The following is a 14,468-nucleotide window of genomic DNA, read 5'->3' as shown; positions in this document are numbered from 1 at the left end:
CCGCGCGTCGTCCGGCCGTCCGATGCGGCGGCGCTCCGGCGCTTCGGACGGCCCGTTGACGCAGCCGAGCCGTGCCGGCGACGGGCCGGCACGGCTCGGCTTCGGCCGGCGGCATGGCAGGCCGCCGGTCGACGGGGGTTTTCAGTACTCCATGAAGATGCGCTGCAGTTCCTTGGTGTCGCTGGTGGCGGTCAGCGCGACGGAGGCGAGGATGCGCGCCTTCTGCGGATTGAGGTCGTGCGCCACCAGCCAGTCGTACTTGTCGTCCGGCTGTTCGGCGTTGCGCAGCACGAAGCCGCCGGCGTTGACGTGCGACGAGCGGATGATCTGCAGGCCCTTGCCGCGCAGTTCCTGCAGCACCGGCACCAGCGTGGCGGCGACCGAACCGTTGCCCGGACCGGCATGGATGATGGCCTTGGCGCCGGCATTGGCGAAGGCGCGGTAGGCCGTGTCGTTCACGTTGCCGCCGGCGTAGGCGATCTCGACCAGCGGCAGGGCGTCGATCTTGTCGATGTCGAATTCGGAGTTCGTCGTGTGGCGCTTGTCGAGCTTGCGGAACCAGTAGTTCTTGCCTTCGACGACCATGCCCAGCGCGCCCCACGGGCTCTGGAACGCTTCCGGCCGGACGTTGATCATCTTGCTCACGTCGCGGCCGCTGTGGATGGTGTCGTTCATCACCACCAGCGTGCCCCGGCCGCGCGCATCCTTGCTGCCGGCGACGGTGACGGCGTCGTACAGGTTGAGCATGCCGTCGGCCGACATGGCCGTGCCCGGACGCATCGAGGCGACGACGACGATCGGTTTTTCGCTCTTGATCACCAGGTTCAGGAAGTAGGCGGTTTCCTCGGTCGTGTCGGTGCCGTGGGTGATCACGATGCCGTCGACGTCGTTCTGCTTGAGCAGCGCGGAGACGCGCTTGCCGAGGGTGATCAGGTTGTCGTTGCGGAAGCTTTCCGAAGCGATCTGGAAGACCTGGTCGCCGCGCACGTTGGCGACGTTGGCCAGTTGCGGCAGGCCGGCGATCAGCTTGTCAACGGGCACTTTGGCGGCCTGATAGGTGGCGCTGTTGGTGGCGTCCGCGCCGGCCCCGGCGATCGTCCCGCCGGTGGCGAGGATCACCACGTTGGGCTTGCCCTGGGCGAGGGCGCCGCCGCTCACCAGCATGGCGGACACGATGGCCAGAGCCCATTTCATGAATCTCTTTTCGAGCATGTTTCGTCCTTTCAGGGTGATTGACGGAGTGGCGAAATTCCACGCCACAGTCGTTTACGCACAGAGCATGCCAGATTCATCGCCGGGCGACGGCCACTGTTTACGGCGGGCTGCGGCATGGCATCCGGGGCGGCGTTCGGAACAGCGAATCGGCGGCCGGGCCGATGTACGGAATTCCGGATGCCGACGCCCCGGCCTCAGTTCGGCAGCCAGTCGGTCGGCACCTTGAAGGAGTCGCGCAGCATGTAGCTCATCGGCATCCGCAGGTTGACCTGGTCCGGAGGAATCGGGCTCTCGAACCATTTTTTGTAGATGCCCTGGATTTCCCCCTGCGTGATCACCCGGGTGACTTCGGCGTCAACCAGTTTCTTGAACGGCGCGTCGTCCTTGCGCAGCATGATCGCCAGCGGCTCGACGGTCAGCGGCTGCCGGGTGACCGCATAGTCGTCGGCGTTCTTCGACGTGGCGCGCAGGCGGTAGAGGATCACGTCGTCCATCAGGAAGGCGTCCGCCTTGCCGGCTTCGAGCAGGGCGAAGGACTCGGCGTGGTCCTTGCCGAGCGTCAGCGTGGCGCGCAGATCGTGGGTGGTGTTGTAGTCCTTGAAGATTTGCACGCTGCTGGTGTCGCTGGTGGTGACCACGGTCTTCCCGGCAAGTTCGTAAACCGACGGTATCTTGGCCGACTTGTGGGACATGGCGCGCACCGCGGCGATGAAGGTGGGGATGGTGAACGCCACCTGCTTGCGCCGCTCGCCGGTGCTGGTGGTCATTCCGCATTCCAGGTCAATGTCGCCGGACAGGAGCAGGGGAATGCGGGTCGAGGACGATACCGGGACGTACTTGACCGCCAGGTCGGGACGCTTCAACTCCTTTTTGACCGCCTCGACCACTTTCCCGCAGATGTCGATCGTGTAGCCGATCGGCTGCTTGCCGTCCGCCAGGTAAGAGAAGGGCGGCGACGATTCGCGGTAGCCGACGAGGACGGTTCCCGTCTTCTGGATCTTGTCGAGCGTGCCGGCCGCGAACGCCGGACCGGCGAGCAGGAGGCCCAGCGCGAACGTACTACGGCGCGGCATCGGCCATCGCCAGATGGCCGATGCCGCAATGCCGCAATGCCGCAATGCCGCAATGCCGCAATGCCGCAATGCCGCAATGCCGCAATGCCGCAATGCCGCAATGCCGCAATGCCGCAATGCCGCAATGCCGCAATGCCGCAATGCCGCAATGCCGCAATGCCGCAATGCCGCAATGCCGCAATCCGTGTCGGTTTCGGTCCGGAAGTGAGGAATAAGTGATTGAATGTCATTTGATAATTCCATCGTTCTTTGTTTATACCAATTGTTTACTCCTTTGGCATTTTAATGAAATTACAATGACAAGTCGACGACGATTTCGTCTTTTTCGGAGGGTGTCGGGGGTTTTGGGCGGGGTGCCGACGACGTCGGCACCCCGCGCGCGGAGGCGCAACCGGCCTGGCGTCCGGTGCGTGTGCCGGCATTCGCCGACGTCAGTTGGCCGGCGCGTCGTCCGGCCGCGCCGGCGTCCGTTTTTGCAGGGCGATGCTCAGGCTGGAGGCGCCGATGATCAGCATGCCGAGCGAGCTCGGCAGATCGGGCAGGTGGTCGAAGACCAGCCAGCCGAGGACCACGGTCCACACCAGCTGCATGTAGAGCAGCGTGGAGAGGATGGCCGCCGGCGTTTCGCGCGCCGCGCGGGTGAACAGGAAATGCCCGGCAGTGGCGGCCAGCGCTAGCGAGGCGATCAGCACGCCCTGGCCGGGCGTCGGCCGCGGGCCGTCCAGGTAGGCCGGCACGATACAGCTCATTACCAGCGAGCCGACCAGCGCGGAATAGAAGAGCTGGCGCATCGGCGGCTCGGTCTCGGCGAGCTTGCGGGTGAACAGCTGGTACGCGGCGTAGCACAGCGCCGCACCCAGTCCGTAGAGCACGCCGGTGAAGGTCATGGCGCCGCCGGGCCGGGCGATCAGCAGGGTGCCGCCGAAGCCGGCGACGATGGCGATCCAGGCACCCAGACGGACCTTTTCGCCGAGGATGGGGCCGGCCAGCATGGCCACGATCAGCGGGGTGACGAAGAGCAGCGCCGAGGTTTCCGCCAGCGGCAGGCTTTTCAACGCGCTCTGGAAGAGCAGCGAAACGGCCGCCAGCATCGCGGCGCGCATGACCATCAGCCCGGGGCGGCGGGTGGCGACGAGCTGCCAGCCCATGCGCGGCGCGACGCCGACCAGCAGGATCAGCAGGTTGCCGACGTAGCGCGCCCAGACCAGCAGCGGGACGGCGAAGAAGCCGGACAGGTATTTCGCGGTCGCGTCGTGCAGGGCGAAGAGGAAGGTGACGATCAGGATCAGCGCGGCGCCGAGGAGTTTATGCTGCACGGGGTGTCGGGTTCCTTGAGGGCATCCGGCGACGCGGATGGACAAAAGGCCGCTAGTCTACCCGTAAACCGCTGCCGGACGGCGTGCGGCGGTATGCAAAAAAAATCCGCGGGCGTCCGTCCTCGCCAGGGAGGGGCGGGCGCCTCGCGGGGCGGCCGGCAGTCCGGCCGCCAACAGGAGAGCGGAGGAATGGGGCCGATCGCAGCCCCGATCGTGGCTTGATTACTGTCCGGATGCGGCTCAGTTGCGCGTCAGGGTGCCGTCCCAGGTGGAAACCTTCTTCTTCGCGTCTTCCTCGGTGAACCACACCGAGGTGACGGCCTTGGTCTCTGTGAAGAAGGCCACGCCGTCCTTGCCCATGGCGTGCAGGTCGCCGAAGAAGGAATCCTTGTGCCCGGTGAAGGGGAAGATCGAGAACGGCACCGGGATGCCGACGTTGATGCCGACCATGCCGCCGTGCGTGCGCTTGGCGAACTCGCGGGCGTGGTAGCCCGAGCTGGTGTAGATGCACGAGCCGTTGGCGAAACGGTTGCCGTTCATGATCGCCAGGCCTTCCTCGAAGTCCTTGACCCGCTTGACGCTGGTCACCGGGCCGAAGATTTCCTCGTCGCCGATGGCGTGTCCGGGCTTCACGTGGTCGAAGATGGTCGGGCCGACGAAATAGCCGTTCTCGCCGCCGGGCACCTTCACGCCGCGGCCGTCGAGCACGAGCTGCGCGCCTTCCTCGACGCCGCGCGCGATCCAGTTCTCGACCGACTGTTTCTGCGCGGCGGAAACCAGCGGGCCGAGCTGCGAGTCGGCGAGGTAGGCCGGGCCGAGCTTGAGTTCCTGCGCCTTCTGCTTGAGCAGCGCGACGAACTCGTCGGCGATCGATTCCTGCACGCAGACCACCGGCAGGGCCATGCAGCGCTGGCCGGCGCAGCCGTAGGTGGAGTTGATGATGCCGGCGACGGTGCGTTCGAGCACGCAGTCTTCCATCACCAGGGCGTGGTTCTTGGCTTCGCACAGGGCCTGCACGCGCTTGCCGGCGCCGGCCGCCGTCGAGTAGATGTGCAGGCCGACCGCGGTCGAGCCGACGAAGGTGACGCCCCGCACCAGCGGATTGGTGAGCAGCGAGTCGGCCTCGACGCGCGAGCAGGTGACGAGGTTGACCACGCCCTTGGGCAGCCCGGCCTCGATCAGCAGTTCGAGCATGCGCATCGAGGTCTGCGGCACCATCGAGGCGGCCTTGAGCACGAAGGTGTTGCCGGTGGTGATGGCGAACGGCAGCATCCAGCCCATCGGGATCATCGCCGGGAAGTTGTACGGGGCGATGCCGACGAAGACGCCGAGCGGTTCGCGGTAGGACACCGTGTCGTAGCCGGCGGCGACGTTCATGCAGGTGTCGCCCTGCATCAGGTAGTGCGAGGCGCAGGCGCATTCGACGACCTCGATGGCTTTCAGCACGTCGCCCTTGGCTTCGGCCAGCACCTTGCCCATTTCGGTGGCGAGCAGCGTGGCCAGTTCGTCGAGGTGCTGGTCGAGCAGCGCCTTGAAGCGGAACATCAGCTGGATGCGCTGCGGGATCGGCGTGTTCGACCAGCCGGGGAAGGCCGCGGCGGCGGCGGCCACGGCGGCGTCAACCTCGCGCTGCGTGCAGCACGGCGCTTCGGCGATCTGCACGCCGAGGCTCGGGTTCATCACCGGCATGTACTTCGACGTCGCCGATTCGGTCCATTCGTTGTTGATACAGAACTTCAAACGCTTGATGGTCATTTCGCTTTCCTTAAGTCATTCAATCAGTGCAAACGGGACGCCGCGCCGGGGCAATGAAGCGCGGCGTCGTCCTGTCTCCCCGCTTATTTGAGCATCCATTCGTGCGCCGGGTCGTTCCTGAACACCCAGTCGCGCTTCGGCCCGGCCATCACGTTGAGGTAGTACGAGGTGTAGCCGTGCGGCACGGTCACCGGGTGGTAGCCGCGCGGCACCATCACCACGTCGTGGTCCTCGGCGGCGACCGCTTCGTCCAGGCTGCGGTCGTCGGTGTAGACGCGCTGCAGGACGTAGCCCTGCGGCGGGTTCAGCCGGTGGTAGTAGGTCTCCTCGAGCGCGCTCTCGTTCGGCAGGCTGTCGGTGTCGTGCTTGTGCGGCGGATAGCTCGACGAGTGGCTCGCAGGCGTGATCACCTCGACGACCAGCAGGCTGTCCGCGGGCTGGTCGGCCGGCAGGATGTCGGTGACGTAGCGGGTGTTGGTGCCGGTGCCGCGCACCGAGCGGCGGACGGTCTCGCCGCGGATGACCCGCGCCGGATGAGTGCCGCGGCCGGGGGCGTGGGCGATGGCGATCTCGCAGGCGGTCACCGCCGTGGCGCTGACCTGGCAGTTGTTGGGGACGTAGGCGGCGTCCGGGGCCTTGTCGTCGAACACGCTCGCGCGCGTGCCGAGTTCGCCGCAGTCGAGTTCGCCGGCCCGCACCCGCGCCTTGCCGGCGAGGACGACGAGGCAGGCCTCGCGCGCCGCGTCCGCGAAGGCGACCGTTTCGCCGGGCTGCAGGCGGTAGGCGGCGAAACCGACGTAACCCCAGCCCGCCGAGGCGGGAGTCACCGCGGCGATTTCCCGGCCCGGCCGGGCCTTGACCAGTAGCTTGCTCACGCGCGTCTCCTCATGCCTGTCCGTTGATCTTCGCGACCAGCCCGGCCAGGGTGTCGTAGCCCTTCTTGGCGTACTCGTAGCTCGGCGCCACCGCCGGGTCCTGTTCGGCTTCGACCACCAGCCAGCCCTGGTAGTTGTGGTCGGCGAGCGTCTGCAGGATCGGCGCGAAGTCGATCATGCCGTCGCCGGGGACGGTGAACACGCCGTCGAGGACCGCGTCGAGGAAGCTCTGGTCGTTGTTGCGTGCGCGCAGCATGACGTTCTCGCGCACGTCCTTGCAGTGCACGTGCACCACCCGGCCGATGTGCTTCTTCAGTTCGGCGAGCGCGTTGCCGCCGGCGAAGGTGATGTGCCCGGTGTCGAACAGCAGGCCGACGTTGGGGCTGGTGAGCCGCATCAGCGTGTCGAGGTCGGCCGGGCTCTCGCAGCAGGCGCCCATGTGGTGGTGGTAGGCCAGGGTGATGCCCTGGGCCTTGAGATACGCGCCGAAGGCGTCGAGCTTCTTGGCGTAGGCTTCCCATTGGGCCGGGCCGGCGAAGCGCGGGCGGCGCGACAGCGGGGTCTGCCGCTGGCCCTGCACCGAGCCGGCGACTTCACCGTAAACCATCACCGCGCAGCCGTTGTGCAGGAGCTTCTTCAGGTGCGCCTGCACGGCGTCGATCTCATGTTCGAGGCTGTTTTCCGCCAGCGTGCCGGAGTACCAGCCCGACACCACCACCGCCCCGTAGCCCGCCAGCTTGGCGCGCAGCTCTTCCGGGTCCTTGGGGAACTTGTTGCCCAACTCGAAGCCGACGTAGCCGATCTCGGAGCCTTCCGACAGGCACGTCTCCAGCGGCGTGTCGCCGCCCAGCTGCGGCAGGTCGTCGTTCGTCCACGAGATCGGGTTGATGCCGATCCTCACCTCCAGCTTGCCCATGCGAAAACCTCTTTCTTTTTTGCGTTGATGGTTGGGTTCAGAGCCGCTGCTGCTTCTTCTGCGCGTCGGCCTCCCGCCGCGCGGCGACGACGGCCGGGCGCGTCGACACTTCGGGGATGCCGACTTCCCACCAGCAGCCGCCCTCGGGCGTGCTTTGCGGCCCGTCGATGCGGATGCTGACCAGGTAGGAGATGTCCGAGGCGCGGGCGCGCCGCATCGCCTCGCCGAGTTCCGCGATGCTGGCGACGTTTTCGGCCCTGGCGCCGAGCGAGCGGGCGTTGGCGGCGAAGTCGATGACCGGCGCGCCGTCCGGCCCCTGCAGGCAGTCCTCGAACATGTTGTTGAACGGCGCGCCGCCGCAGGCTTTCTGCAGGCGGGTGATGCAGGCGTAGCCGAGGTTGTCGGTGACCACCACGATGATCTTCCGGCCGAGCATGACCGAGGTCGCCAGTTCGTGGTTGAGCATCAGGTAGCTGCCGTCGCCCACGACGACGATCACCTCGCGCTCCGGCCGGGCCATCTTCACGCCCACGCCGCCGGCCACCTCGTAGCCCATGCAGGAATAGCCGTACTCCATGTGGTATCCGCCCGGCACGGCCGAGCGCCAGAGCTTGTGCAGTTCGGCCGGCAGCGTCCCCGCCGCGCAGACGGCGATGTCATGCTTGGGCGAATCGGGCGACGACGCCTGGATGGCGCCGATCACTTCGGCGTAGGTCGGCAGCGCGGCGCGCGAGCTGGCCACGATGTCGCCGATCGCGTTGCGCCAGTCGGCGTTGGCGCGCAGGCTCTTCTCGCGCCACGCGGCGTCGGACTTCCAGCCGCCCAGTGCCGTGGACAGGGCGTCGAGCGCGGTGGCCGCGTCGGCCTGGATGCTTTGGCCGCCCCACTTGATCGCGTCGAAGGCGTTGACGTTGATCGAGACGAGCTTCGCCTGCGCGTACAGGGTGTGCGAGCCGGTGGTGAAGTCCTGCAGGCGCGTGCCCACGGCCAGCACCACGTCGGCTTCGGCCGCCAGCGTGTTGGCGGCCGGCGTGCCGGTGACGCCGATGGCGCCGGAGACGAAGGGGTGATCCCAGGCCAGGGCGCCCTTGCCGGCCTGCGTCTCGCCGACCGGGACGCCGTGGGCCTCGGCGAAACGCTGCAGCGCGCCGCAGCCGCCTTCGCTGTACAGGACGCCGCCGCCGCAGACGAGCAGCGGGCGCTTCGCCGCTTTCAGCAGCTCGGCGGCGGCCGCGATCTGGCGAGGCTCGGGCACCGGCTGGCGGAACTCGACGACGCGCTCGGCGAAGAATTCCTCGGGCCAGTCGGCGGCCGTCGCCTGCACGTCCTGCGGCAGGGCGAGCGTGACCGGGCCGCACAGGGCCGGGTCGGTGAGGATGGCGATGGCGCGGGGCAGGGCGGTCAGCAGTTGATGCGGGCTGACGATGCGGTCGAAGTAGCGCGACACCGGGCGCAGGCAGTCGGCGGCGGAGACGCCGCCGTCCTGGAAGTCCTCGACCTGCTGCAGCACCGGGTCCGGGGCGCGCGAAACGAAGACGTCGCCGGGCAGCAGGAGCACCGGCAGGCGGTTGACGTGCGCCGTCGCGGCGGCCGTGACGAGATTGGTGCAGCCCGGCCCGATCGACGTGGTCACCGCCATCATCCGGCGCCGGAAGTGCGCCTTGGCGTAAGCCGTCGCCGCCAGCGCCATGCCCTGCTCGTTGTGCGCCCGGTAGGTGGGCAACTGCTCGCGCAGCGCGTACAGCGCCTCGCCGAGGCCGGCCACGTTGCCGTGCCCGAAGATCGCCCAGACGCCTCCGAACAAGGGCTGCCGCCCTGCGGGAGCCGCCACTTTCTGGGCGGCGAGATAGCGCACCAGCGCTTGGGCCATCGTCAGTCGAATCGTCGTCATTGCGTCCCCTCCCCGATGAACATGCGGCGAGCGCCACGCCGTCGGCCCGCATGCCTGCCGGTCACATTTCGCATTCCACAAAGATAGCGCGCTTTCGCGCGGAATGCAAACAAAGTTTCGAAACTTTTATTTCGTGGAAATTAAGTTCTATTTTTCCGGAGCGGAACGATCGAAAAAAGAGAATTATTTTTCTATTGACTTTTATTTTTAGAATGCCTATTGTTTGAGCATGCGATTCGAATTGCATGCCCGCCCGGAAGAAGGCGGACGGCGGATCGGCAGACGATGGAGGGACCGGTCCCGGCCGCGACGTCGCGGAAGCGATGCGAAAGACGCAGGCGATGGCCGGACGGCCGGGAGCGAATCACAAACGACACCGAAAGGCAGGACACGATGACCACCAGCACCCCGACACAGGAATACGACACCGGCAGTCCGCTCTATCGCACCACGCACACGACGCCGACCGACTACTGGAACGACTCGTGCAGCACCCGGGAGCTCGCCTACGCGATCCGCAACGGCGCGGTGGGCGCGACCACCAATCCGAGCATCGTGCTGAACGTCCTGAAGAAGGAATTCTCCGACTGGAAGGACACCCTGTTCGGCATCATTTCCGGCAACTCGACCTGGCCCGAGGACAAGGTCGCCTGGCGCCTGATCGAGGAACTGGGCGTGCGGGGCGCGCAGATGCTGCTGCCCGTGTTCGAGCGCGAGAACGGGCGCAAGGGGCGCCTGTCGATGCAGACGAACCCGACCTACTTCCGCGATACCGCGGCGCTGGTCGAGCAGGCCGTGCATTTCGACAGCCTCGCGCCGAACATCCAGGTGAAGATCCCGGTGACCGAAGCCGGCATCGCCGCCTTCGAGGAAGCCACCTATCGCGGCGTGACGATCAACGCGACGGTGTCCTTCACCGTGCCGCAGGCCATCGCCGTGGCGGAAGCCGTCGAACGCGGCCTCAAGCGGCGTGAAAAGGAAGGCAAGCCGGTCGACCGCATCTTCCCCGCCTGCACGATCATGGTCGGCCGCCTGGACGACTGGATGAAGGTGGTCACCGCCCGGGACGGCATCCTGCTCACGCCCGGCTACGCCGACTGGGCGGGGGTGGCCGCGTTCAAGAAGGCCTATGCCATCTATCGGCAGCGCGGCTACCGCACCCGCCTGCTTTCGGCGGCCTACCGCAGCCACCTGCACTGGTCGCAGTTCATCGGCGGCGACGTGATCCTGACGATTCCCTACGACTGGCAGGTGCTGTTCAACCAGTCGAAGGTGGAGGTCAAGGAACGCATGCAGGACCCGGTCGACCCGAAGATCGTCGACGAACTCTATGCGATGGTCCCGGATTTCCGCCGCGCCTACGACGAGGACGGCATGTCGATCAAGGAATTCAACGGCTTCGGCGCGACCGCGAGAACCTTGCGCGTCTTCTGCGAGCATTACCACGAGCTGCTGGGCATCGTGCGCGACGCGATGATCCCGAATCCCGACAAGAAATAGCGGGTCTCGCCCGCCGGTCCCCCGGAAATGCCGCGCGCGGCACCGGTGGGACCGCTTTGTCCGGAGAAAACCACAAACACGCGGTGGAGCGCCGCCATCGACGGAAAGAAAGGAGAAAACGCCACGACGTTCGCATTTGCTTGTTTCGGTCAAACATCCAATCCGGCAAAGGAATCTTTGCATGAACACGAGGGGAAAAACTGTATGAAAAAGATCTTGCTGTCTGGCATCGCTCTTCTCGCGGCCTCCACCATCGCTTTTGCCGCTCCGGTCAAGGTCGGCGTATCGATCGCCAACTTCGACGACACCTTTCTCACCTACATGATGGACGGCATGAAAGCCTGGGCCAAGGCGCATCCGAACGACATCCAGCTGACCTTCACCGATGCCAAGGAGGACATGGCGAAGCAGCTCGATCAGATCGAGAATTTCATCATCCAGAAGATGGATGCCGTCATCGTCGTCCCGGTCGACACCAGCGCCACGGCGCCGATGACCAAGAGCATCCTGGGCAAGGGCATCAAGGCGGTCTATGTCAACCGCAACCCGGGCAATCTGCCCGACGGGGCCTATTACGTCGGTTCCGAGGAAATGGTCGCCGGCCGTCTGCAGATGGAGTTCCTCGGCGAGAAGCTGAAGGGCAAGGGCAACGTGGCGATCCTGGTCGGCAAGCTGGACAACGAAGGCGCGCTGAAGCGCACGGCCGGCAACGAGGAGATCAGGAAGGACAAGTATCCGGAGATCAAGATTCTCGACAAGCAGACCGGCAACTGGCAGCGCAACGAAGGGCTGGTCAAGACCGAGGACTGGCTCAACCGCTTCGGCAAGGAGATCAACGCCATCCTGGCCAACAACGACGACATGGCGCTCGGCGCGATCCAGGCCCTGAAGGACAAGAAGCGCACCGACGTGATCGTGCTGGGCGTCGACGCCACGCCGGATGCGCTGACTTCCATCGCCAAGGGAGAGCTCGCCGCGACCGTCTTCCAAGACGCGGTCGGCCAGGGCGGCGGGGCGGTCGAAGTGGCGGTGAAGGCCGCCCGTGGTGAAAAGGTCGCCAAGGAAACCTGGGTGCCCTTCAAGCTCGTGACCCCTGAAAATCTGTCGCAATTCAAGAAATAAGCGACCCGATTCCGGAAGGGGCCGCCCCTTCCGTTTTTTTCGCCGGAAGTCGTTTCGAAAGACAGCCCGTGGCAGGCGCGCGGGGCCGGTTTCGAGCGGCTTCCGACTTGAGGCAAGGGGCTTTATGGGTAACGAGTACGTGTTGGAAACCCGGGGCGTCAGGAAGGTGTTCCCCGGCGTCGTCGCGCTCGACAATATCTCGCTCGGATTCCGGCCGGGGACCGTGCATGCCCTGATGGGCGAGAACGGCGCCGGGAAGTCCACGCTGATGAAGATTCTCAGCGGCATGTACAAGCCCACCGAAGGCGCGGTACTGTACAAGGGCGTGGAAACGGAGTTCAACGCGCCGATCGAGTCGATCCGGCTCGGCATCTCGATGATTCACCAGGAGTTGTCTCCCGTTCCCCACCGTTCGGTGATGGAGAACGTCTGGCTCGGCCGCGAGCCGCTCATCAGGGGTACGCCGTTCGTCGACCATCGCCGGATGCACGACGAAACGAAGAAGCTGCTCGACGACCTGGAGCTTGCCATCGACCCGCGCATCGAGATGGCCAAGCTCACGGTCGCCAAGATGCAGATGGTGGAGATCGCCAAGGCGGTGTCGTACAACTCCGAGGTGGTGATCATGGACGAGCCGACCTCGTCGCTCACCAAGGGCGAGGTCGAACACCTGTTCAGGATCATCCGGCGGCTCCGGGAACAGGGCCGGGCGATCATCTACATCTCGCACAAGATGGACGAGATCTTCGCCATCTCCGACGAGGTGAGCGTGCTGCGGGACGGCCAGTATGTCGGCACGTATCCGGCCGGCGAACTGGACACCGACAGGCTGATTTCCCTGATGGTCGGGCGGGAACTGAACGAGATGTTTCCCAAGGTCAACTGCCCGATAACGGATGTCCGGCTGCGGGTCGAAAACCTGTCCAGTCCGGGCGCGTTCGCGAACGTGTCCTTCGACGTGCGCAAGGGCGAAATCCTGGGTTTCGCCGGCCTGGTCGGCGCAGGCCGCACCGAGGTCATGGAAACGCTGTTCGGCATCCGGCATCGGAGTTCCGGCACCGTCCGCATCGACGGCCGGGCGGTGGACATCCGCACGCCCGAGGACGCGATCGGGCATCGCATGGCGCTGCTGACCGAGGACCGGCGCCTGTCCGGCATCTTCCCGATGCTCGACGTTAAGGACAACATGGTCATGGCGGTGCTCGACCGCTACCGCAACCGTCTCGGGAAATTCCTGAACCATGCGCAGATTCGCAACGACTGCGGCGAGTACCGGCAGAAGATCAAGATCAAGACGCCGAGCCTCGAACAGAAGATCATGAACCTCTCCGGCGGGAACCAGCAGAAGGTGCTGGTGGCGCGCTGGCTGCTCTCCGAGCCGGACATCCTGATCCTCGACGAACCGACGCGCGGCATCGACGTGGGCGCGAAGGCCGAAATCCACACGCTGATCACCAACCTGGCGGCGAAAGGCAAGGCGATCATCCTCGTTTCGTCGGAATTGCCGGAAATCCTCGGCATGAGCGACCGCATCGCGGTGATGCGCGAGGGCCGGCTGACCGGCATCATCGAGCGCCAGGAGGCGACGCAGGAGCTGATCATGAAATACGCGACGACGAAGACCTAGGGAGGCACTGAAACAGTCCGCATCCGTCATTCCGGCGCAAGCCGGAATCCAGGAAAACCAACGCACTGGACCCCGGCTTTCGCCGGGGTGACGAATGAATCAGCGTTCCCCCAGCCGATCGTCCGCTGCCACGTTCAACATCAACCAGGGTCCGGGGTTCTTTCATATGGATGGAAAAGACAACATCAAGCAGTTTTTCGGCAAGTACGGCATCTATCTGGTGCTGGTGGTCATGATCATCGTCATGAGCTTCATGTCGCCGGTGTTCCTGTCGCAGGACAACCTGCTCAACGTGATCCGGCAGGTGTCGGTGATCGGGCTCATCTCGCTGGGCGTGACGCTGGTCATCATCTCCAAGGGCATCGACCTGTCGAGCGGCTCGACGCTGGCGCTCGCCGCGGTGATGGCCGCGAGCGTCGGGCAGGCGGGCGACTGGGCGGCGAAGATGTACCCGTCGCTGCCCGAAATGCCGGTGATCGTGCCGATCCTCGCCGCGCTGGCGGTCGGGACGCTGGTCGGCGCGGTCAACGGCCTGCTCGTCGCCAAGACGGGCATCCCGGCGTTCATCGCCACGCTGGGCACCTACGTTTCCGTGCGCGGGCTGGCGCTGCTCTACTCCGACGGCCGGCCGGTCAGCACCCTGACCGCCTCCTACCAGTTCATCGGGCAGGGCTACGTGTTCGGCATCCCGGTGCCGGTGATCCTGTTCCTGGCGCTGGCGCTCGTCACCTGGGTCATGCTCAACCACACCAAGTTCGGCAAGAACATCTACGCGATCGGCGGCAACGTCGTCGCGGCCGAGGTGTCCGGGGTCAACGTGCACCGCAACCTGGTCAAGATCTACATGTACGCCGGCATGCTTGCCGGCCTGGCCGGGCTGGTGCTCTCGGCGCGCCTCAACACCGGGCAGCCGGGCATGGGCGTGGCCTACGAGCTCGACGCCATCGCGGCGACGACGATCGGCGGCACCAGCCATTCGGGCGGCATCGGGACCATCCAGGGCGCGGTCGTCGGCGCGCTGATCCTCGGGGTGCTGAACAACGGCCTCAACCTGCTCGGCGTCTCGGCGTACTGGCAGCAGATCATCAAGGGGGCGATCATCGTCGCCGCCGTAGTCATCGACATGAGAAAGAACGCCAAGAAGAAATGACTTCGTTATCACCCAACCGAATGGAGCG

The 14,468-nt window shown here is 65.7% G+C and carries 12 protein-coding genes; 5 read left to right on the top strand and 7 right to left on the bottom strand.

Annotated elements, in window-relative coordinates:
- Positions 1 to 141: 141 nt before the first annotated feature.
- Both QM701_RS05135 and QM701_RS05130 read right to left on the bottom strand, forming a co-directional pair.
- Complete coding sequence (locus QM701_RS05135) at positions 142 to 1,194, bottom strand: asparaginase (protein WP_415166015.1); 1,053 nt, start codon at positions 1,192 to 1,194, stop codon at positions 142 to 144.
- 215 nt (positions 1,195 to 1,409) lie between these two features.
- The gene (locus QM701_RS05130) at positions 1,410 to 2,288 is read right to left on the bottom strand and encodes an amino acid ABC transporter substrate-binding protein (RefSeq protein ID WP_415166014.1); all 879 of its coding nucleotides are present in this window, start codon (positions 2,286 to 2,288) and stop codon (positions 1,410 to 1,412) included.
- Positions 2,289 to 2,301: 13 nt separating this feature from the next.
- Here QM701_RS05130 and QM701_RS05125 point away from each other — a divergent pair, with 13 nt between their 5' ends.
- Positions 2,302 to 2,496 (top strand): hypothetical protein, encoded by a 195-nt coding sequence (locus tag QM701_RS05125; RefSeq protein WP_415166013.1) that lies wholly within the window; start codon positions 2,302 to 2,304, stop codon positions 2,494 to 2,496.
- A gap of 223 nt (positions 2,497 to 2,719) precedes the next feature.
- Here the strand turns inward: QM701_RS05125 and QM701_RS05120 are convergent, their stop codons facing one another.
- From QM701_RS05120 to iolD, 5 genes are all read right to left on the bottom strand, one after another.
- Positions 2,720 to 3,604 (bottom strand): DMT family transporter, encoded by an 885-nt coding sequence (locus QM701_RS05120; protein WP_415166012.1) that lies wholly within the window; start codon positions 3,602 to 3,604, stop codon positions 2,720 to 2,722.
- Between the two features lie 240 nt (positions 3,605 to 3,844).
- Positions 3,845 to 5,359: a CoA-acylating methylmalonate-semialdehyde dehydrogenase gene (locus tag QM701_RS05115; RefSeq protein ID WP_415166011.1), complete on the bottom strand. Its 1,515-nt coding sequence runs from the start codon at positions 5,357 to 5,359 to the stop codon at positions 3,845 to 3,847.
- 83 nt (positions 5,360 to 5,442) lie between these two features.
- Positions 5,443 to 6,234, bottom strand: a complete 792-nt coding sequence (iolB, locus tag QM701_RS05110; protein ID WP_415166010.1) for a 5-deoxy-glucuronate isomerase — start codon at positions 6,232 to 6,234, stop codon at positions 5,443 to 5,445.
- 10 nt (positions 6,235 to 6,244) lie between these two features.
- Positions 6,245 to 7,150, bottom strand: a complete 906-nt coding sequence (gene iolE, locus QM701_RS05105; RefSeq protein ID WP_415166009.1) for a myo-inosose-2 dehydratase — start codon at positions 7,148 to 7,150, stop codon at positions 6,245 to 6,247.
- A 37-nt stretch (positions 7,151 to 7,187) separates the two neighbouring features.
- Entirely contained in the window at positions 7,188 to 9,041 is a 1,854-nt protein-coding gene (gene iolD / locus QM701_RS05100; RefSeq protein ID WP_415166008.1) for a 3D-(3,5/4)-trihydroxycyclohexane-1,2-dione acylhydrolase (decyclizing), read from the bottom strand.
- A 393-nt stretch (positions 9,042 to 9,434) separates the two neighbouring features.
- Between iolD and QM701_RS05095 the strand changes: the two genes are divergently transcribed.
- The 4 genes from QM701_RS05095 (at position 9,435) to QM701_RS05080 (ending at position 14,440) form a co-directional block, all read left to right on the top strand.
- The gene (locus QM701_RS05095) at positions 9,435 to 10,541 is read left to right on the top strand and encodes a transaldolase family protein (protein ID WP_415166007.1); all 1,107 of its coding nucleotides are present in this window, start codon (positions 9,435 to 9,437) and stop codon (positions 10,539 to 10,541) included.
- Between the two features lie 204 nt (positions 10,542 to 10,745).
- Positions 10,746 to 11,663: a sugar ABC transporter substrate-binding protein gene (locus QM701_RS05090; RefSeq protein WP_415166006.1), complete on the top strand. Its 918-nt coding sequence runs from the start codon at positions 10,746 to 10,748 to the stop codon at positions 11,661 to 11,663.
- 139 nt (positions 11,664 to 11,802) lie between these two features.
- Positions 11,803 to 13,290, top strand: a complete 1,488-nt coding sequence (locus tag QM701_RS05085; RefSeq protein ID WP_415169347.1) for a sugar ABC transporter ATP-binding protein — start codon at positions 11,803 to 11,805, stop codon at positions 13,288 to 13,290.
- A gap of 166 nt (positions 13,291 to 13,456) precedes the next feature.
- A complete protein-coding gene (locus QM701_RS05080) occupies positions 13,457 to 14,440 on the top strand; it encodes an ABC transporter permease (RefSeq protein ID WP_415166005.1) in 984 nt (327 codons plus the stop codon).
- The last annotated feature ends 28 nt before the right edge of the window (positions 14,441 to 14,468 follow it).

The organism is Propionivibrio sp., assembly GCF_047602565.1.
In the GTDB taxonomy this organism is placed as follows: domain Bacteria; phylum Pseudomonadota; class Gammaproteobacteria; order Burkholderiales; family Rhodocyclaceae; genus Propionivibrio.
The sequence above is the reverse complement of the archived record's forward strand: the minus strand, read 5'-3'. Positions and strand labels throughout refer to the sequence as shown.

What these genes read in the sequence shown, in the direction of transcription:
- QM701_RS05135 (WP_415166015.1), bottom strand. Translation starts at nt 1,194, where the DNA reads ATGAAATGGGCTCTGGCCATCGTGTCCGCCATGCTGGTGAGCGGCGGC.
- iolE (WP_415166009.1), bottom strand. Translation starts at nt 7,150, where the DNA reads ATGGGCAAGCTGGAGGTGAGGATCGGCATCAACCCGATCTCGTGGACG.
- QM701_RS05095 (WP_415166007.1), top strand. Translation starts at nt 9,435, where the DNA reads ATGACCACCAGCACCCCGACACAGGAATACGACACCGGCAGTCCGCTC.
- iolD (WP_415166008.1), bottom strand. Translation starts at nt 9,041, where the DNA reads ATGACGACGATTCGACTGACGATGGCCCAAGCGCTGGTGCGCTATCTC.
- QM701_RS05080 (WP_415166005.1), top strand. Translation starts at nt 13,457, where the DNA reads ATGGATGGAAAAGACAACATCAAGCAGTTTTTCGGCAAGTACGGCATC.
- QM701_RS05125 (WP_415166013.1), top strand. Translation starts at nt 2,302, where the DNA reads ATGGCCGATGCCGCAATGCCGCAATGCCGCAATGCCGCAATGCCGCAA.
- QM701_RS05090 (WP_415166006.1), top strand. Translation starts at nt 10,746, where the DNA reads ATGAAAAAGATCTTGCTGTCTGGCATCGCTCTTCTCGCGGCCTCCACC.
- QM701_RS05130 (WP_415166014.1), bottom strand. Translation starts at nt 2,288, where the DNA reads ATGCCGCGCCGTAGTACGTTCGCGCTGGGCCTCCTGCTCGCCGGTCCG.
- QM701_RS05115 (WP_415166011.1), bottom strand. Translation starts at nt 5,359, where the DNA reads ATGACCATCAAGCGTTTGAAGTTCTGTATCAACAACGAATGGACCGAA.